The sequence below is a fragment of the Micromonospora sp. CB01531 genome, from assembly GCF_001905095.1.
Taxonomy (GTDB): Bacteria; Actinomycetota; Actinomycetes; order Mycobacteriales; family Micromonosporaceae; genus Micromonospora.
On sequence record NZ_LWLS01000112.1, the window covers coordinates 13,048 to 32,120 of the forward strand.

Annotated in this window: 17 protein-coding genes; 15 read left to right on the plus strand and 2 right to left on the minus strand. The window is 73.1% G+C overall.

The window, feature by feature from the left end:
• Positions 1 to 120 precede the first annotated feature (120 nt).
• The 8 genes from A6A27_RS34015 (at position 121) to A6A27_RS34050 (ending at position 10,558) form a co-directional block, all read left to right on the plus strand.
• Complete coding sequence (locus tag A6A27_RS34015; protein ID WP_073838763.1) at positions 121 to 1,518, plus strand: extracellular solute-binding protein; 1,398 nt, start codon at positions 121 to 123, stop codon at positions 1,516 to 1,518.
• Positions 1,493 to 2,437, plus strand: coding sequence for a carbohydrate ABC transporter permease (locus tag A6A27_RS34020; RefSeq protein WP_073838809.1), 945 nt, complete (start codon positions 1,493 to 1,495; stop codon positions 2,435 to 2,437). Before A6A27_RS34015 ends, A6A27_RS34020 begins: the two co-directional genes overlap by 26 nt.
• A gap of 114 nt (positions 2,438 to 2,551) precedes the next feature.
• Complete coding sequence (locus tag A6A27_RS34025; RefSeq protein WP_198940562.1) at positions 2,552 to 3,421, plus strand: carbohydrate ABC transporter permease; 870 nt, start codon at positions 2,552 to 2,554, stop codon at positions 3,419 to 3,421.
• A complete protein-coding gene (locus A6A27_RS34030; RefSeq protein WP_073838764.1) occupies positions 3,421 to 4,557 on the plus strand; it encodes an ABC transporter ATP-binding protein in 1,137 nt (378 codons plus the stop codon). Before A6A27_RS34025 ends, A6A27_RS34030 begins: the two co-directional genes overlap by 1 nt.
• A 1-nt stretch (position 4,558) precedes the next feature.
• Positions 4,559 to 5,767 (plus strand): CehA/McbA family metallohydrolase, encoded by a 1,209-nt coding sequence (locus A6A27_RS34035; protein ID WP_073838765.1) that lies wholly within the window; start codon positions 4,559 to 4,561, stop codon positions 5,765 to 5,767.
• The gene (locus A6A27_RS34040; protein WP_198940563.1) at positions 5,758 to 6,669 is read left to right on the plus strand and encodes a sugar phosphate isomerase/epimerase family protein; all 912 of its coding nucleotides are present in this window, start codon (positions 5,758 to 5,760) and stop codon (positions 6,667 to 6,669) included. Before A6A27_RS34035 ends, A6A27_RS34040 begins: the two co-directional genes overlap by 10 nt.
• Positions 6,666 to 7,796 carry a Gfo/Idh/MocA family protein gene (locus A6A27_RS34045; protein WP_073838766.1) on the plus strand — a complete coding sequence of 377 codons (1,131 nt, stop codon included), beginning with the start codon at positions 6,666 to 6,668 and terminating at the stop codon, positions 7,794 to 7,796. Before A6A27_RS34040 ends, A6A27_RS34045 begins: the two co-directional genes overlap by 4 nt.
• Entirely contained in the window at positions 7,796 to 10,558 is a 2,763-nt protein-coding gene (locus tag A6A27_RS34050; RefSeq protein WP_073838767.1) for a glycoside hydrolase family 38 C-terminal domain-containing protein, read from the plus strand. The genes A6A27_RS34045 and A6A27_RS34050 overlap by 1 nt, the downstream gene beginning before the upstream one ends.
• A gap of 27 nt (positions 10,559 to 10,585) precedes the next feature.
• On the opposite strand, the gene A6A27_RS34055 is transcribed toward A6A27_RS34050, so the two are convergent.
• Positions 10,586 to 11,212 (minus strand): SGNH/GDSL hydrolase family protein, encoded by a 627-nt coding sequence (locus A6A27_RS34055; protein ID WP_073838768.1) that lies wholly within the window; start codon positions 11,210 to 11,212, stop codon positions 10,586 to 10,588.
• Positions 11,213 to 11,476: 264 nt separating this feature from the next.
• Here A6A27_RS34055 and A6A27_RS34060 point away from each other — a divergent pair, with 264 nt between their 5' ends.
• From A6A27_RS34060 to A6A27_RS34090, 7 genes are all read left to right on the plus strand, one after another.
• Complete coding sequence (locus A6A27_RS34060) at positions 11,477 to 12,724, plus strand: sensor histidine kinase (RefSeq protein WP_143194310.1); 1,248 nt, start codon at positions 11,477 to 11,479, stop codon at positions 12,722 to 12,724.
• Positions 12,721 to 13,179 carry a roadblock/LC7 domain-containing protein gene (locus tag A6A27_RS34065; protein ID WP_073838770.1) on the plus strand — a complete coding sequence of 153 codons (459 nt, stop codon included), beginning with the start codon at positions 12,721 to 12,723 and terminating at the stop codon, positions 13,177 to 13,179. The genes A6A27_RS34060 and A6A27_RS34065 overlap by 4 nt, the downstream gene beginning before the upstream one ends.
• 24 nt (positions 13,180 to 13,203) lie before the next feature.
• Complete coding sequence (locus tag A6A27_RS34070; protein WP_198940564.1) at positions 13,204 to 13,539, plus strand: DUF742 domain-containing protein; 336 nt, start codon at positions 13,204 to 13,206, stop codon at positions 13,537 to 13,539.
• Positions 13,532 to 14,122, plus strand: coding sequence for a GTP-binding protein (locus A6A27_RS34075; protein ID WP_443190025.1), 591 nt, complete (start codon positions 13,532 to 13,534; stop codon positions 14,120 to 14,122). Before A6A27_RS34070 ends, A6A27_RS34075 begins: the two co-directional genes overlap by 8 nt.
• 17 nt (positions 14,123 to 14,139) lie before the next feature.
• The gene (locus tag A6A27_RS34080; RefSeq protein WP_073838771.1) at positions 14,140 to 15,378 is read left to right on the plus strand and encodes a styrene monooxygenase/indole monooxygenase family protein; all 1,239 of its coding nucleotides are present in this window, start codon (positions 14,140 to 14,142) and stop codon (positions 15,376 to 15,378) included.
• Positions 15,379 to 15,777: 399 nt separating this feature from the next.
• Positions 15,778 to 17,202, plus strand: coding sequence for a M1 family metallopeptidase (locus tag A6A27_RS34085; protein WP_073838772.1), 1,425 nt, complete (start codon positions 15,778 to 15,780; stop codon positions 17,200 to 17,202).
• A 211-nt stretch (positions 17,203 to 17,413) separates the two neighbouring features.
• The gene (locus A6A27_RS34090) at positions 17,414 to 18,583 is read left to right on the plus strand and encodes an MFS transporter (RefSeq protein ID WP_198940566.1); all 1,170 of its coding nucleotides are present in this window, start codon (positions 17,414 to 17,416) and stop codon (positions 18,581 to 18,583) included.
• A 20-nt stretch (positions 18,584 to 18,603) separates the two neighbouring features.
• Here the strand turns inward: A6A27_RS34090 and A6A27_RS34095 are convergent, their stop codons facing one another.
• A complete protein-coding gene (locus tag A6A27_RS34095; RefSeq protein WP_073838774.1) occupies positions 18,604 to 19,026 on the minus strand; it encodes a glutaredoxin domain-containing protein in 423 nt (140 codons plus the stop codon).
• Positions 19,027 to 19,073: the final 47 nt, after the last annotated feature.

A 19,073-nucleotide genomic window follows, 5' to 3' on the forward strand; every position in this document is an offset into this window, starting at 1 on the left:
GTATTTACGTCGTCAGGCTGTCATGACATTGTGGCCGACAAGCACCGCCGGCATGGACCTGCGGCCGGCGGGGCGACCCGCGAGTCTCTTCGAAGTCACTTCTTGCGAAGGGAACAGCCCATGTCAGTCACGCCGAGACGCGTCCCGGCCGTGCTCGCCACGCTCACCGCGATCACCCTCGCCGCCACGGCCTGCGGTGGCGGCTCGGAGCCCGCCGGCAAGGACGCCAAGAACATCACCCTCACCATCGCCGCCAACGCCATCGCCGGCGGCAAGAACGCCACCGGTGCGGAGTGGATCGAGAAGTGGGTCATCCCCCGGTTCATCGAGGCCCAGAAGGCCAAGGGCGTCACCGCCAAGGTGTCGTTCGTGCCCAGCGGCGTCGATGACGAGCAGTACAAGACCAAACTGGCCCTGGACCTGCGGTCCAAGGGCGGTGCCGACGTCATCTCGGTCGACGGCATCTGGGTCGGCGAGTTCGTGCAGGCCGGCTACCTGAAGCCGCTGTCCGAGGTGGCCGGTGGCCAGGCCGACTCGTGGGACGGCTGGTCGCAGATCCCGGAGAGCGTGCAGGGCCTGGGCACGTTCGAGGACAAGCGCTACGGCATTCCACAGGGCACCGACGGCCGGGTGCTCTACTTCAACAAGAAGCTGTTCGCCCAGGCCGGCCTGCCCGCCGACTGGCAGCCGAAGAGCTGGCAGGAGATCCTGGACGCCGGCACGAAGCTCAAGGCGCTGCCCGGGGTGACCCCGATCCAGATCAACGCCGGCACGGCGATGGGCGAGGCGACCACCATGCAGGGCGCGCTGCCGCTGCTGGTCGGTGCCGGCGGGGAGATCTGGAAGGACGGCAAGTGGGCCGGCGCCAACCAGCCGGTCAAGGACGTGCTCGACTTCTACACCAAGGTCTACGGTGGCGGCCTCGGCGACCCGAAGCTCCAGCAGGAGGCCAAGGGGCGGGACAAGTCCTTCGAGGAGTTCGCCGCCGGAAAGATCGGCATCCTGGGCGAGGGCGACTACTTCTGGCGCAGCGTCATCAACCCGAAGGACGGCACCGCGAAGATGCCCGACCGGGACAGCACCGTCGGGTACGCGATGATCCCGGCGAAGCAGCCCGGCGCGGGCATCCGGGGGCAGGACTTCGTCAGCATGTCCGGTGGCGGCGTCGACGTGCTCAACCCGAACTCGAAGTACCCGTCGCAGGCGTTCGAGCTGCTGGCGTTCATGCACTCGGCGGAGGCCACCAAGGCTCAGCTCGCCGGCGCGGCGCGGATCACCTCCCGGGCCGACGTCAACAAGGAGGTGCTGGCCGGCGACCCGATGCTCAACTTCGTCGCCGAGAAGGTGCTGCCGTTGACCGCGTACCGGCCGCCGCTGGCGGTCTACCCGCAGGTGTCGGTGGCGCTGCAGGAGGCGACCGCGGCCGCGGCGTCGGGCAAGAGTGCCGACGAGGCGGCCTCGGCGTACCAGAAGAAGGTCGAGGGGATCGTCGGTGGTCCGGGTAACGTCTCGTCCTGACGAGACGGTCGGGGGAGCGCGCCCGGCGACGGGCGCCTCCCCCGCCCCCGACGCCGCCGGGCTGGGCCGTGCCCGCGCCGCCGGGTTTCTTGTCCCGAGCATGGTGCTGATCCTGCTCTTCCTCGTGGTGCCGGCCGCCTGGACGATCTACCTCGGCGTCACCAACTACCGGCTCACCGGGTTGGCCGCGGCCCATCCGGAGGTCGTCGGTCTGGACAACTACACCAAGGCGCTGACCGACGAGCGCTTCCGCACGTCGCTGCTGCTGACCTTGCAGTTCGTGCTCGGCTCGGCGGTGCTCGGTCAGGCCGGCCTCGGCTTCGCGATCGCCTTCGCGTTGCGCGACCGGCGCGGTCCACTGCGTCGGGTGGTCGAGGCGTTCATCCTGCTGTCCTGGATCCTGCCCAGCTCGGTCGTCGCGTTCCTCTGGATCGCCCTGCTCGACCGGGACGCCGGCACCCTCAACGCCCTGCTCGGTACACCCGGCATGGCCTGGTTGCTCGACCACCCGATGCTGTCGATCATCGTCTTCAACACCTGGCGCGGTACCGCGTTCTCGATGATGCTCTACGCCGCGGCGCTGGAGAACGTGCCCCGCTCGCACCTGGAGACCGCCCGGCTGGCCGGCGCGTCCACCTGGCAGCAGCTGCGCGACGTGGTGTTCCCGCGTATCCGCGGCCACGTGCTGACCAACCTGCTGCTGATCAGCCTCTGGACGTTCAACGACTTCACCCCGTTCCTGATCACCGCCGGCGGGCCCGAGCAGCGCTCCGAGATCCTGGCGGTCTACGTCTACAAGGTGGCGCTTTCCGGCGGCGAGCTGGGCTTCGGCGCCGCGATCTCGTTCATCATGCTGCTGATCAACCTGGTCATCGCGCTGATCTACCTGCGCATGCTGGGGCGAAGGGAGCGGGCGTGAGCGCGAGGAGTGAGCCGGTTCTGCGAGCCCCGCAGTCGCGAACGAAGGTGCTGCCATGAGCGCGAGGAGTGAGCCGGTTCTGCGAGCCCCGCAGTCGCGAACGAAGGTGCTGCCGTGAGCGCGGACCTGGCGAAAGAGGCCCGAACGGACCTCGCGGCGCGGGCGGCGGTGCGGCACCTGCTGGCCCGCGTCGGGCGCTACGTCTTCCTCTGCCTCGTGCTCGCCTTCTTCGCCCTGCCGCTGCTCTGGCTGGCCACCGCCCCGTTCGACGACACCCCGACCATCGGCACCTCGCTGCCGCGGTTCACCCTCGACAACTTCCGCACCCTGCTGGACAACCCGTACGCGCTGACCTCGCTGGTCAACTCGGTGTGGCTGGCCGGCGGCACCGCCGTGCTGGTGGTGGTGTTCGCCGCGCTGGCCGCGTACGCGCTGAGCCGGGTCCGGGTGCCGGGGCGCGACGCGCTGCTCTACGGCCTGCTGCTGCTGTCGTCCATCGTGACCGGCACGGCCACCATGGTGCCGCTGTTCGAGCTGGCGTTCCGGCTCAACCTGATCGACTCCCGGCTCGGGGTGATCCTGGTCCTCACCGGCGGCCTGCTGCCCGCGGCGATCTTCATCCTCAAGGACTTCATGGACGCCACGCCGACGTCGTACGAGGAGTCGGCGCGGGTCTTCGGCGCCAGCGCCCTGCAGATCATGCGGCACATCGTGGTGCCGGTCGTCCGCCCCGGGCTGGCCACCGTCGGCGTGTGGGCGGTGGCGAACGTGTGGGGCAACTTCCTCGTGCCGTTCCTGCTGCTGCGCGGCCCGGACAAGGCCCCCGCCGCAGTGATCATGTACACCCTCTACACCGAGGGCGGGCAGGCCGACCTGCGGCTGCTCTCCACCTTCTCGCTGCTCTACTCGCTGCCGGTGGCGCTGATGTTCGTCTTCGTGAGCAGCAGGTACGGGTTCCGCTTCCACGGAGGGATCAAGCGCTGATGTCCGCCATCACCCTGCGCGAGCTGACCAAGGTCTACCCCAACGGGGTACGCGCCCTGGACGCCCTCGACCTGGAGATCGCCGACGGTGAGTTCTTCGCCCTGCTCGGCCCGTCCGGCTGCGGAAAGACCACCCTGCTGCGCACCATCGCCGGCCTGGAGCTCGCCTCCGCCGGCAGCGTACGCATCGGCGACCGGGCGGTGACCAACCTGCCTCCGGGGCAGCGGGACGTGGCGATGGTCTTCCAGGACTACGCGCTCTTCCCACACATGACCGTGCGGGACAACATCGCGTACCCGCTGCGGATCAAGAAGGTCGGCCGGGCCGCCCGGCACGACAAGGCGGCGGGCACCGCCGAGGAACTGGGTCTGTCGGCGCTGCTCGACCGCCGGCCCGGGCAGCTCTCCGGCGGCCAGCAGCAGCGGGTCGCCCTCGCTCGGGCGATGGCCTGCCACCCGCAGGTGTTCCTGCTCGACGAGCCGCTGTCCAACCTGGACGCGCGGCTGCGGCTGGAGGCGCGGACGTTCCTCAAGCGGCTGCAACGGGAACTCGGCGTCACCACCGTTTTCGTCACCCACGACCAGGCCGAGGCCCTCGCCCTCGCGGACCGGATCGCGGTGATGGAAGGCGGCCGGATCCGGCAGGTCGGCACCCCGACCGAGGTGTTCCGCCGGCCGGCCAACACCTTCGTCGCCGGGTTCATCGGCTCCACCCCCATGAACCTGGTCCCGGCCCGGGTGCACGGCGACGAGCTGGCCGTCGCCGGGGTACGGCTGCCGGTGCCCGAGGACGTCCGCGGCCGGCTGACCGACGGCGAACAGGTGGTCTACGGGGTCCGCCCCGAATACCTCGACCACTCCCCCGAGCCCGTCCCCGACGCCCTCACCGGCCAGGTCGTGGTGGTGGAGAACCTGGGCAGCTTCTCCCTCGTGTCGCTGGACGTGCCGGCCGGGGACGACGGGGCGACCAGCGTGCAGGTCGTGGTGCCGGAGGGACGGGAACCGGCGCCCGGCGACACCGGCTGGGTGGTCCCGCGCCCCGGGCGCACCCTGGTCTACCGGGACGGCGAGCTGGTCACCGGCGCGGCGGCGCCACCGGTGCCGGCGCCGCGTACCGGCGTCGCGGCGGACGCCTGACATGGTGACGCACCGGGGCAGGTGGACGCTGCGGGACCGCGCCGAGAGCATCATGCGCGCCCTCCCGGTCACCGTGGCCCCGGGCACCGCCGCACTCACCGTATGCCTCGACCACCCCCGCGACGCGGGCGTGCTGGACCTCGGCTGCCTCGGGCCGACCGGCTTCCGCGGCTGGTCTGGCGGCGCCCGCGACGGCTGGACCATCACCGCCGACTGGGCCACCCCCGGCTATCTGCCCGGCGAGCTGGTGCCCGGCGAATGGCAGGTGCTGCTCCGGCTGCACCGCATCCCGCCCGACGGGCTGCCCTACGAGGTCACCGCCACCACCAGCACCCGCTCCCCAGCCCCGCCGGCCGCGCCCGAGCCGCCGCCCCGACCGGCACGCCCGCCCCGCCCCGCGCTGCCCGAGGTGGACGGGCGGCGGTGGCTCGCCGGAGACCTGCACACGCACACCGTGCACAGCGACGGCGCGTACACCGTCGACGAACTGGCCGCCCTCGCCACCGCGCGAGGCCTGGACTTCCTCGCCGTCACCGACCACAACACCGTCAGCCACCACCCCTGGCTGCCCGCCGCCTCGGCCCGCTACGGCATCACGCTCGTGCCCGGGCAGGAGGTGACCACCGACCGGGGACACGCCAACGTCTTCGGCCCGGTCGGCTGGATCGACTTCCGGCAGCCGCCGGACGAGTGGCTGGCCACCGCGGAGCGGGCCGGCGGGCTGATGTCGGTCAACCACCCGCTCGGCGGCGACTGCGCCTGGCGGCAGCCGCTCACCACCCGGACCCGGCTCGCCGAGGTGTGGCACTCCGGCTGGTGGGACCGCACCTGGGGCGCCCCCCTCGCCTGGGCGCAGGCGTGGCGGCCGGACGTCGTACCCATCGGAGGCAGCGACTTCCACCGGCCCGGCGCGGACGCGCTGCCCGGCGCGCCGACCACCTGGGTGCTCGTCGACGGCGACCCCACCGACGAGGCGGCCGTCCGCGCCGCGCTGGCCGCCGGTCGCACCGCCATCTCCGCCGGCCCCGACGCGCCCCGGCTGCTGCGCCTCGGCGACGAGCTGCTGGCGCTCGACGCGGACAGCGCGCTGCTCGGCTACCCGGACGGCCGGCACCGGGTCGTCCGCGGCGACCGGTGCCTGCTACCGGCCGCCGACGGGCTGCACGTCCTGGAATCCCACCGCATGGAGGTGATCGCACTGTGCAGCTGACCGGACGCACCAGAGTGGCCGGAGCCCCGGTCAACTACGGCATCTACCAGGCGACCGACCCGGACGTCGGTCCGGAGGACCTGCTCGCGTCGCTGGCCGCCGACGGCTACACCGGCGTGGACTCCGGGCCGATCGGCTACCTCGGGACCGGCGAGGTGCTCACCCGCCGGCTGACCGCGGCAGGCGTCGGGCTCGCCGGCGGCTGGGTCGACCTGCGCTTCGCCGACCCGGACGGGTTCACCGCCGACCTGGCCCAGCTCGACGCGGCCCTGGACGTGTTCACCGCCGCGCCGGTCGACGACCCGCGCTTCGCGCCCCGGCCCACCCTGGCCTGCTCCGCCAACCCGGCGCGGATGGCCCGCCCCGGCACCCCGCCGGACCTGGCCTCGGCGCTGCCCGCCGCCGCCTGGCCAGGCTTCGCCGCCCGGGTGCAGCAGGCCGTCGACCGGTGCCGGGACCGCGGCCTGGAGCCGGTGTTCCACTACCACCTGGGCACCGACGTGGAGACCGAGGCGGAGGCCGATCGGCTGCTGGAACTGACCGACGTGGCGATCTGCCTCGACACCGGGCACCTGACCCTGGCCGGCGGCGACCCGGTCGCGGCGGTCCACCGCTGGGCCGGCCGGACCGGCCAGGTGCACCTCAAGGACGCCGACCTGGCCGCGCACCGCCGGACCCGCGACGCCGGCGGCGGCCTCGGCGACGTGGTCGCCGCGGGCGGGTTCTGCGCCCTGGGCGCCGGCGACGTCGACCTCGCCGGGGTGCTGCGCGGGCTCGACGAGACCGGCTACACCGGCTGGCTGGTGATCGAGCAGGACGCGCCCGAGCGGGGCCGGAACCTGGATCGGATCCGCGCCGACCAGCGGGCCAACCTGCGCTGGCTGGCGGAGGTGCGGCGATGACGGAACCGGGCAAGCGGATCCGGATCGCGGTGGCCGGGCTGGGCGTCATCGCCCGTACGGTGCACCTGCCCCTGCTGCAGCGCCGCGCCGACCTGTTCGACGTCGTCGCGCTCAGCGACCTGTCCCCCGCGCGGCTGGCCGAACTCGGCGACCAGTACGGCGTCGAACCGGCCCGACGGTATGCGGACGCGGCCGACCTGCTGGACGGCGGCGGCTGCGACGCGGTGCTGCTGGCGACCTCCGGGTCACACGGCGAACTCGCCGCCGCGGCGCTGGACCGGGGGCTGCCCGTGCTCTGCGAGAAGCCGCTCGCCTACACCCTCGCCGAAACGGACCGGCTGACCGGGGCGGCGCTGATGGTGGGCTACATGAAGCAGTACGACCCGGCGGTGGCCGAGGCCGCCCGCCTGCTGGACGGGATCGGCGGTGCGGCGGCGGTGCACGCGGTCGAGGTGACCGTCCTGCACGCCGCCGGGGAGCAGCAGCTCGCCTTCGCCCACCTGCCCCCGCCACCGCGGGACGTGCCGGCCGCGGCGGAGTCCCGGCTGCGGGAGGCCGACGCGCGGCTGCTCGACGCCGCGGTGGGCGGGGACGTCACGGCGCGCGCCCTCTACCAGATCCTGATCAACAGCATCTCGCACGACCTGTCCCTGCTGCGGTTGTTCACCGGGCCGCCGGCCACGGTGGACCACGTGGCGACCTGGCCGCTGACGCCCGACGGGCCGGCCGAGCCGTCGGTGGAGATCTCCGGCCGGCTGCCCGCCGGCGGCCGGTACGGCATCCGCTGGCTCAACCTGCCGGACTGCCCGGCCTACCGGGAGACGGTCACCCTGCACCACGCCCGGGGCGCCCTGGAGCTGGTCTTCCCGTCGCCGTACCTGCTCAACGCACCGACCACGCTGACCGCGGTGGACCGGCACTGCGGCGGCGAGCGGCGAGCGCAGTTCCGGTCGGTGACCGAGGCGTTCGAGCAGGAACTGGTCGCCTTCCACGCGATGGTGACCGCGGGTACGCGCCCGCTGACCGGCGTCGCCGAGGGCGCGGCCGACCTACGCACCAGCCAACAGGTGGTACGCCGCTACGGGGAGCTGACCGGGGCGGCGATCGGCGGAGAGGCGGCGAGCTGATGGACGGGCCGACCGAGATCATCGTGGTGCCACACACCCACTGGGACCGGGAGTGGTACGAGCCGTTCCAGCGGTTCCGGCTGCGGCTGGTGGCGCTGCTCGACGACGTGTTCGACCGGATGGCGACCGACGAACGCCAGCGGTTCACCCTGGACGGCCAGCTCGCCGCGGTCGACGACTACCTGGAGGTACGCCCGGAGCGTCGGGAGCAGGTGATCGCGCTGGTCCGGGCAGGCCGGCTGGCCGTCGGGCCGTGGCAGATCCTGCTCGACGAGTTCCTCTGCTCCGGGGAGAACATCGTCCGCAACCTGGAGCGCGGGCTGGCCCGCAGCGCGGCGCTGGGCGGGGCCATGCCGGTCGGCTACCTGCCCGACATGTTCGGGCACATCGCGCAGATGCCACAGCTGCTGGCCGGCGCCGGGCTGGCCCACGCCTGCGTGTTCCGGGGCGTACCGGACCGGGTCCGGTCGCACGCGTTCGCCTGGCAGTCCCCGGACGGCACCACGATCCGCACCGAGTACCTACCCGGCGGCTACGGCAACGCCGCCGGGCTGATGGACGACCCGCGGCTGGTCACCCGCCGGGCCACCGACCTGGCGGAGCGGCTGCGCGGCTGGCGGTCCACCGGCGACGACACGCCGATCCTGGCGATGTACGGCACCGACCACGCCGCGCCCGCTCCGGACGCCCCGGACCGGCTGGCCGCCGCGGCCGTCGACGGGGTGCGGCTGCGGCTCGGCACCCTCGCCGAGTACTTCGCCACCCAGCCGACCACGGTGGACGGGCTACCCACGGTGGCCGGCGAGCTGCGTTCGCACGCCCGGGCCAACATCCTGCCCGGTGTGATCTCGGTACGCGCCCACCTCAAGCAGGCGATGGGCCGGGCCGAGCGGCGCGTCGAGCGGTACGCCGAACCGCTCGCCGCGCTCTACCATGACCCGTCCGTGCAGCGGTTCCTGGACATGGCCTGGACCCGGCTGATCGACGCGAGCTGCCACGACTCGGTGACCGGCTGCGGCTGCGACGAGACGGCCGAGCAGGTGGCCGCCCGGCTCGCCGAGGCGGACCAGCTCGGGCGGGCGGTCTGCGACCTGGTCGGGGCGCGGCTGGCCGGCGCGGTGCCCCGCGACGGGTACCTGCTGTTCAACCCGACCCCGGCGGCCCGGACGGCGCTGGTGCGGCTGGACGTCGAGGCCCCGGCGGACGGGCCGGTCGGGCTGGCCGGCGCGGACGGCAGGGTCGCGCCGGCCCAGGTCCTCGACCAGGCACGGACGCTGCTCGCCGACGACGTGGTGCCGGCCGCCGACCTGCCCGCGATCCTCACCCGGGTGCACGGAACCGAGCTGTACGGACAGGAGATCACCGGCTGGTCGGTGTCCCCTGCCGACGCCACCCTGACCTTCCAGGTGGCCCGGCACGGCGATCCCGCCTTCGACGTCGAGGACGTCCGGCTCGCGCTCGCCGCGGCCACCGGCCCGGACCGGTGGCGGGTACGCATCGTCGCCGCCCCGCGGATGACCGTCGCCGCGCTGGTGGACGTCCCCGCGCTGGGGCACGCCGCGGTCCGCCCGGTCGCCCTGCCCCCGGGCACCCCGGCGGGCCCGGCGCCGGATGGCAGCACGCCGGTCGCGGTGGCCGGCCGGACGGTCGACAACGGTCTGCTGCGGGTGGAGGTCGCCGAGGACGGCACGCTGCGGCTGTCCACCCCGGACGGGCTGAGCGTCGCCGGGGTCGGCCGGCTCGTCGACGGTGGCGACGTGGGCGACAGCTACAACTACGCCCCACCCGCCGCCGACGAACTGGTCGACAAGCCCCGGGCGGTGCGTACCGTCGTCGTGCACGAGGGCCCGGTGGTCGCCGTGCTCGACGTGATCCGGGAGTACCGGTGGCCGGTCGGGGCGGACGTGGACGCCGGCTCGCGCCGGGTGGAGCGGGAGACGGTCACGGTGACCACCCGGGTGGAGGTCCGCGCCGGTGAGCCGTTCGCCCGGCTGCGGCTCGCCTTCGACAACCGCTGCGACGACCACCGGGTCCGGCTGCACCTGCCGCTGCCGGCGCCGGCCCGCTCCTCGTACGCCGAAGGCCAGTTCGCGGTCGTCGAGCGCGGGTTGACCGCCGAGGGCGGGGGCGGCGAGGTCCCGCTGCCGACCTTTCCCGCCTCCGGTTTCGTCGCGGCCGGGGGTGCGGAGGGCTCGCTCGCGGTGCTGCTGACCCAGCCCACCGAGTACGAGCTGACCGAGTCCGGCCGGGAGCTGGCGATCACCGTGCTGCGGGCGATCGGGATGCTGTCCCGCAACCGGCACGCCCTGCGGGACGAACCCGCCGGCCCGCAGTTGCCCACGCCGCAGGCCCAGTGCCGGGGCGAGCGCAGCGTCGAGCTGGCGGTGCTGCCGTTCCGGGGCGACTGGGACTCTGCCCGGGTACCGGCGGCGGCCGAGGCGTACCGGCACGAACTGCTGGCCTTCCCGGGCGCCGGTGACCCGTCGGCCGGACTGCCGGCGCCGGTGACCGGGCTGACGGTCGACGGGGACGGCGTCACGCTGACCAGCGTCCGGCACCGGGACGGCCGGGTCGAGCTGCGGATGGTGGCGACCCGCGACACCGCCGCCGTCATCGGAGCCGGCCGCCGCGTACGCGGCGCCTCGCGGGCCGACCTGCGTGGCCGGCCGGGCGAGGCCCTGCCGGTCGACGGGGACGGCCTGGTCCGACTGCCGCTGCGGGCGTGGGAGATCGCCACCGTCCAACTGGACCTGACGAGCTGACGTGAGGGCCGGGCGGGTGCCCGGCCCTCAGGCCGTCGGCGTGACCGCCCGCAGCCAGGCCTGGGCGATCAGGGCGTGGCCGAACGGGGTCGGGTGTACGCCGTCGCGGGTCCACACCCGGTCGTCGACGTCGGCGGCCTGGAACAGCTCGTCCACGGCGACCAGCGTCGCGTCGAACTCGGCGGCGAGGCGGCGGACCACGTCGACCTTCGGGTCGAGATCCTCCCGCCAGGTGCGCTGGGCGTCGTCGAGCGGAATGACGAAGGGCTCGACGAGGATGATGCGGGCGCCCAGCCGGCGGGTCTCCTGGAGGATGTGCCGGTAGTCGCGGGCGAACTCTTCGGCACTGGTCGGGTCGTCCCGGTCGTACCGCCGCCAGGTGTCGTTGACCCCGATCAGCACCGACACCACCTGCGGGGCGAGGGCCAGGCAGTCGGTCTCCCAGCGGACGCGCAGGTCGCGTACCCGATCGCCGCTGATCCCCCGGTTGCGGAAGCTGACCCGGTGCTCGGGGTGGCGCGCGGTGAACCAGGCCGCGGCCATCATCGCGTACCCGGTGCCGAGGTCCTCACCGCAGGACCGGTCCCGGCCGGCGTCGGTGATGCTGTCACCGATGAAGAGCACCCGCCCGCTGGGCGGCACCGCCACCGTCATCCACCCGTCTCCTCCCGCTCGACGATCCGCCCATGATCATGCCGCAGCCGTTCCACGGCTGACGTCCGGCCGAAACGTGAGGGAAAATCCGCCATCCGGCTGTTGCGTTCCGGCCCTCGAACCCGATCAAGCATTCGTGGCAACGCGGCGGGGAGAGCGGGAAAACCACCCTAAGTTGACCTTGACCGTTGCAATCGGCACACAAACGATGGTTGACTGCTGCACCATGCCAGAGCCGACGACCACGGACAGGCCGGTAATTTCGTGAGAAGCTCCGACATCACCCCAGTGTCCACAGTTGGTCGACGCCGGGTCACCTGGCGACAGCGGGCGGCGCGCTGGTTGGATCCGACCGTCGCGCAGTGGGACGTCGCACCACAGGAGACGCCCGCGCCGCCCCCACCGCCCCCGGACGAACCGCCACCCAGTCCCTGGCCGGCGATCTGCGAGCAGTTCGCGATGCGGATCATGGCGTCGGCGTACCAGATGGGTTCCCACCTGGAGGCGGTGGAGGCCGACGAGCAGGACCCCGACCGGCTGGAGCGGCTCTACCGGATCGACCACGCGAACACCCGGATCCGGCGGCACGCGGAGAACCTCCAGGTCCTGCTGGGCCGCCGGGTCGAGGACGCCAACCCGCAGACCGTCCCCCTGGTCGACGTTGTCCGGGCGGCCAGCTCGGCCGTCGAGCACTACCCCCGCATCCGGATGGGTCACGTGCTCGACCTGGCGGTGGTCGAGTTCGCCGCCGACGACGTGATCCGGGTGCTCACCGAACTGCTGGACAACGCCACCCGGTTCTCCCCGCCCACCGCCCCGGTGATCGTGTCGGCGTTCATCACCGAGGACGGCGGCGTCCTGCTGCGCATCGAGGACGCCGGGGTGGGCCTCCACCCCGATCACGTCGCCCAGCTCAACGCATTGCTCGGCGGCCGGCCGCTCAGCCCGGCGGCCACCCTCGACCCCGCGGCCCACCTCGGGCTCGCCGTCGTCGCCCACCTGGCCGGCAGCCACCGGCTGCGGGTCACCCTGACCAACCGGCCCTCGGGCGGGACCACCGCGACCGTGCTGGTCCCCGGCGCACTGCTCTGCGAGATCCCCACCCCGGCGGGCCCGGACCCCGCCACCCCGTCGCCGGTCTGGCCGCCCCCGCCCAGACCGGTACCCGGCCAGGCCGGCGTGCCCATCCCCCCGCCGCCGGCCTGGCCACCCCCACCTATCGCAGGCGGCACCGACCCCTGGAGTACGCCGATGGCCACGCCCCCGGACAGCACCCATGCGCCGACCGTGCGCCTGGCCACGCTGGGCGGCCAGGCCGCCGAACCGCAGCCGTCCGGCGGCCTGCCCCGGCGGGTACCGACGAGCGTCCGGGACGACCCCGCGGCGGCGCCCCCGCCCCCGGCCGACCCCGGCGCCGGATCCCCACCCGAGGCGTGGCCGGACGAGACGGCGGCCTTCGCCGCCGGCGTCAGTGACGCCCGGACCACCAGCGACGAAGGACCGCAGCGATGACCCACGGATACCCCCGCACCGGCCCGGCGGCCACCGGCCAGGGGCTGCCCGACTGCGCCTGGCTGATCCGTCAGTTCGCCGAGGACGTACCCGGGGTCACCCACGCGATGCTGGTGTCCCTGGACGGCCTCCAGCTCGCCGCCTCCCGCAGCGTCAACCGCGACCTCGGTGACCAGCTCTCCGCGCTGACCGCGGGCCTGCTGAGCATGGCCGACCGCAGCGCGTCCCTGCTGGACCTCGGCGCCTCCGAGTACCTGACGGTCCGGCTGCCCCGCGGGCACCTGCTGTTCATGCGGGTCGGCGACTCGGCGGGCCTGGCGGTCGCCGCCGCCACCGGCTGCGACCTGCGGGTCGTCTCGTACCGGATGACCCAGTTCGTCGGCGCGGTGTGGCACGCCCTCACCCCACAGGTCCGCCACGAGCTGCACCGGATGACCGCCAGTCAGCCCGGCTGACCGGGGGTGAAGGAGATCATGTCCATGACCTACTGGAAGGTGCGGCCGTACGTGCTGACCGCCGGGCGGACCCGCACCCGGCAGCCGCTGCTGGTGCACACCCTGGTGTCGGTGCCGCACTACGACGCCGTCTTCGCCTCCGCGCTGCTGCCCGAGGCCCGGACGCTGTACGAGCATGCCCGCCGGGCGGCCCGCTCCGTGGCCGAGCTCTCGGCGGTCTGCGGGATGTCGCTGGGAGTGACCCGGGTGGTTGTCGACGACCTGGCCGCCACCGACCGGCTGCTGATCCACACCGACCACCACAACGTCGACTTCCGCCTCCTGGAGAGACTGCGCGATGGCCTCCGCAAGCTTGCCTGATGCCCCCCTGCTGACCTCGGCGAAGATCGTCATCGCCGGCGGCTTCGGGGTCGGCAAGACCACCTGCGTCGCGTCCATCTCGGAGATCCCGCCGATCAACACCGAGGCGTGGATGACCGCGGCCAGCGAGACCGTCGACCGGATGGACCCGGGGATCGACAAGAAGACCACGACGGTGGCGATGGACTTCGGTCGGCTGACCATCGGCCCCGACCTGGTGCTGTACCTGTTCGGCACCCCGGGCCAGCCCCGGTTCTGGCCGATGTGGGACGACCTGTGCCGGGGCGCGGTCGGCGCGCTGGTGCTGGCCGACACCCGGAACCTGGCCGCCGCGTTCCCGGCGGTCAACTACTTCGAGCAGGACAGCGACCTGCCGTTCGTGGTCTGCGTGAACCTCTTCGACGGGGTGCTGCACCACCCGCTCGAGGAGGCACGCGAGGCGCTCGCGCTACCCGCCGGCGTACCGCTGACCGCCTGCGACGCCCGTGATCCGTCGTCGGTGGCGCGGGCGCTGCTGACGGTCGTGGAACACACCATGTCCCGCACCGTCCGGCCGACCGCGGGCGCGCTCGCCGGCCGGTAGCTCAACCTGGAGGAACGATGCGCAAGATCCTGATCGTCGGGGCCGGACAGTCCGGGCTCCAGCTCGCCCTGAGCCTGCTCGCCGAGGGCTACGACGTGACCGTCATGTCCGCCCGTACGCCGGACGAGATCCGCCGCGGCTGGGTGATGAGCACCCAGGCGATGTTCGGCAGCGCGCTGGCCACCGAACGCCGGTACGGGCTGGATCTGTGGCAGGACCTGGCCCCCCGGATCGAGGGGCTGCAGGTCTCGCTGTCCGCCCCGCCCGGCGAGCGGGCGCTGCGGATCCCGTGCCCGATCGACGAACCGGCGCAGAGCACCGACCAGCGGATCAAGATGGCCGCCTGGCTGGAGCTGTTCGAGCAGCGCGGCGGGACCGTGCTCTACCAGACGGTGACCACCGCCGACCTGGACGGGCTGACCCGGCTCGGCCGCTACGACCTGACCGTCGTGGCCGCCGGCAAGGGCGACCTGGTGGCCGTCTTCGACCGGGACCCGCAGCGCTCGGTCTACGACACGCCGCAGCGGGGGCTGGCCGTGGCGTACGTGCACGGGATGGCCCCGGACCCGCTGCTGCCGATGCCGCACGTCGGCTTCAACGCCGTTCCGGGGTTGGGTGAGCTGTTCGTCATCCCGGCGCTGACCCACTCCGGCCCGTGCGAGATCCTCTTCTGGGAGGCGGTGCCCGGCGGCCCGCTGGACCTGTGGACCGAACGGCGCGACCCGGCCGAGCACCTCAAGCTCACCCTCGACCTGACCCGCCGCTACACCCCGTGGGTCTACGAGCGGTGCAGCGACGTGGAGCTGACCGACGGCCGGGCCACCCTCTCCGGCCGGTACACCCCGACGGTCCGCCGCCCGGTGGCCGAACTGCCCTCGGGCGGGCTCGTGCTCGGCATGGCCGACGTGGTGGTCGCCAACGACCCGATCACCGGTCAGGGCAGCAACACCGCGGCCAAGTGCGCGTACTCGTACCTGGAGTCAATCATGGAGCGCGGCGACCGGCCGTTCGACCGGGAGTGGATGACGCAGACCTTCGAGCGGTTCTGGACGGCCGCTGGCGAGGCGGTCACCGGCTGGACCAACGCGATGCTGCAACCGTTGCCGCCGCACGTGCAGCAGATCCTGGGCGCCGCCGCGGGGAACCCGGTGGTCGCCCGCCGCTTCGCCAACGGCTTCAGCGACCCGAACGACTTCCGGGACTGGTTCATGACGCCGGACGCCGCCGAGCGTTACCTGGCCAGCGTTCCCGGCTGACCCGGCGGGCCGGCATCCACCCATCCCCGGTGGCTCCCGGCTGCGGCGGTGGAGGCGATCGTCTTGCCCTTGAGGTCGGCGGGGTAGCTGATGCGGGGCCGATCAGCACCCGCCTCCCGCCGCCGGCGTCGCCTGGCCGCCGCCGGCCTCCGCCTTTGCAACGCCGGCGCGGCCTGCGGCGGCGCCGCGACCAGGGTCGACCGCCGGCGGCGACAGTCCCAGTTCCGCCAGAGATCCCGGCCCACCCGGTCCCGGGAGCCCTCCTGGCGGGCGAGACCGGGTGGGCCGGAAAGGCGAGGCTCGCCTGTAGATCTTGACGACTTCGCGTCGGTGCGGGTGGATAGGGCCTACTCAACTGAAGGCCAGCGCTGTCCTGGCTTTCCCGGAGAGAGGATTCCCATGACCATCCCACGCCTGCGCGGCGCCGCGCTGGCCACGGTCGCCCTGGTGGCTGCCGGGTCGGCGGTGGCACCGGACGCGGCCGGCGCGGCACCCGGCAATCCCGGTGCTCCGCGCTACTCTGCCGGTGCGGCGAGCGTCAACGACCCGTACTTCCCTGACCAGGGCAACGGCGGGTACGACGTCCAGCACTACGACCTCAACTTCGCCTACGACCCGGCCACCCGGTTCATGGACGCCACCGCCACGATCACCGCGGTCGCCACCCAGGACCTCGACCAGTTCAACCTCGACTTCCGCGGCCCGGACGTCACCTCGGTGACTGTCAACGGGCACGCGCACGAGTTCACCCGCGAGGGTCAGGAACTGATCGTCACCCCGCGCCCGAAGCTCAAGGCCGGGCAGATGTTCACCGTGGTGGTGAAGTACGCCGGCGTACCGGGCCCGATCACCGACCCGGACGGGTCGATCGAGGGCTGGGTGCCGACCGACGACGGCGTCTTCGTGGCCGGGGAGCCGCAGGGCGCGCCGGCCTGGCTGCCCACCAACGACCACCCGACCGACAAGGCCACCTTCCGCTTCACCGCGAAGGTGCCGGAGGGCCTCACCGCCGTCGGCAACGGCCAGCTCCTCTCCCAGGAGACCCAGGACGGCTGGACCACCTTCGTCTGGGACTCGACCGAGCCGATGGCCACCTACCTGGCAACCATCACCATCGGCAACTTCGTGGTCACCGAGTCGACCACGCCGAGCGGCATCCCGGTGTACGTCGCGGTCGACCCGCGGCTGGTCGCCGGCTCGGCGCCGGCGGTGGCGCAGATCCCCAAGATGATCGACTTCTTCGCCTCGAAGTTCGGCCCGTACCCGTTCGCCTCGACCGGGGCGATCATCGACCGGGCCCCGAACGTGGGCTACGCCCTGGAGACCCAGACCAAGCCGATCTTCTCCAGCACGGCGAGCGTCGGCACCATGGCCCACGAGCTGGCCCACCAGTGGTACGGCGACAGCGTCTCGCCGGAGCGCTGGTCGGACATCTGGCTCAACGAGGGCTTCGCCACCTACGCACAGTGGATGTACACCGAGTACAACGGCGGCGCGTCGGTGAGCCAGACCTTCAACAGCAGCAGCAACTACGGGCGGGCCGCTTCGTCGTCGTTCTGGCAGACCGTCCTCGCCGACCCGGGCCCCGTCGACATGTTCAGCAGCATCCCGTACAACCGGGGTGCGATGACACTGCACGCGCTGCGCGGCAAGGTCGGCGACGACACCTTCTTCCGCATCCTGCGCGAGTGGGCGGCGAGCAACCGCTACAGCCACGCCACCACGGCCGACTTCATCGCGCTGGCCGAGAAGGAGTCCGGGCAGCAGCTCGACGCCTTCTTCGACGTGTGGCTCTACCAGAAGGGCAAGCCCACCACCTGGTGACGCCGGCGGGCCCCGCGACCGGTCGGTCGCGGGGCCCAGCGGCCGCGACGACCAGGGCCAGCGCGGCGAGCGCGGTGTGCCGGGGTGCGGGATCGGCCCCGCCGAGGTCCCCGGTCTGCCACCGTTGACGGCAGGGTCCGCGCGGGTCGGGGGTGACATGACTGAGCAGCCGCCCGCTGAGCCGAACGCTGGTCAGCCCGTTGGTTCCTGGTTGACCCGGAACCTGAAGGTCCTGTCCGGGGTGTCGCTGTTACAGGACGCCGCGTCGGAGTTGCTGTACCCGATCCTGCCGATCTTCCTGACGACCGTGTTGGGGGCGCCCGCCGCCGTGGTGGGGGTGGTGGAAGGTATCGCCGAGGGCGCCGCCGCGTTGAGCAAGATCGTCAGCGGCCGGATCGCCGACCGATTCCGGGCCCGCCCGATGATCGGCCTCGGGTACGGGCTCGCCGCGCTCGGGAAGGTCGTCATTGCCGCCGCCACCGTCTGGCCGGTCGTCCTCGCCGGTCGCAGCGTGGACCGGCTGGGCAAGGGCATCAGGGGTGCGCCCCGCGACGCGCTGATCGCGACCGGAGTGCCGGCGGCCGCCAGAGCGCGGGCGTTCGGGTTCCACCGGGCGATGGACACCGCCGGCGCGGTAATCGGGCCGCTCATCGGTCTCGCCGGCTACGAGCTGCTGCACCACCACATCCGGCCGTTGCTCATCATCGCCGTGGTGCCCGCCGTGGCCAGCGCCGTCCTGGTCGTCGCCGTCCGCGAGGCACCCCGCCGCCTTCCTCGCACCGGCACTTGGCACCTGCGGCAGCTGCCCGGCCGCTACTGGCGGGTGGTCGCCGTCCTGGCGCTGTTCGGCCTGGTCAACTTCCCCGACGCGCTCCTGCTCCTGCGGCTGAACGAGATCGGCTTCTCCGTCCCCGCCGTCATCGGCGCCTACGTCACCTACAACGCGGTCTACGCCGTGCTGAGCTACCCGGCCGGGGTCATCGCCGATCGGCTGTCACCACCCACGGTCTTCGGCGCCGGCCTGATCCTGTTCGCCCTCGCCTACACCGGGCTCGGGCTGACCCGCTCCCACACCGCCGCGTGGCTGCTCTTCGCCGCCTACGGCGGATTCACCGCCTTCACCGACGGAGTCGGGAAAGCCTGGATCTCCGGACTCCTGGGCAGCCACGAACAGGGCTCCGGCCAGGGCATGTTCCAAGGGCTGACCGGCCTGGCGGTCCTGGGCGCCGGTCTGTGGGCCGGGCTCGCCTGGGGAAGCGACGGCACCCTCCCCCTCCTGGTCTCCGGAATCGCCGCCGCCGTCCTCGCCGCCTGGCTCCTCACCGGACCCCTCCGACACCGCGTCCACCTGAGGTCTCCCGGCGGTGGCGGCCAGACCTGAGCCGGTGCTACCGCCGCCCGCTACGGGGTCAGCCGCTGGAGCAACCACGCCGGCTCCGGGTTCACCACCGCCTCGCCGCGCGCCACGACCGTCGGGACCGTCTCGTCGCCGCCGGTGACGGCGCGGACCGCCGCCGCGCCGGCCGGATCACGCCAGATGTTGACCCAGTACGCCCGGCCGGCCCGCTGGCCGAGCCGGAGCCGCAACCGCAGGCAGTACCGGCAGCCGGGCCGCCAGTACACGATGGGTCGACCGTCCCGCGCGCTGCGCTGCTGCGCCTGCCCGGCCGACAGCGACCGCGGAAAGACCAGCGGGGAGAACAGGACCGCCAGCACCAGGAAGATCAGGAACTCGGTCACCGCGACCCCGCGGACCTCCTGGGTGACCGCGACGTACACCCCGCACGCCAGCATCACGCACGCCAACCACCAACTCCGCAGCACGCCGCGGAATGCTACCCGCCACCGCCGGGTCGCCCTGCGCGCCGGCC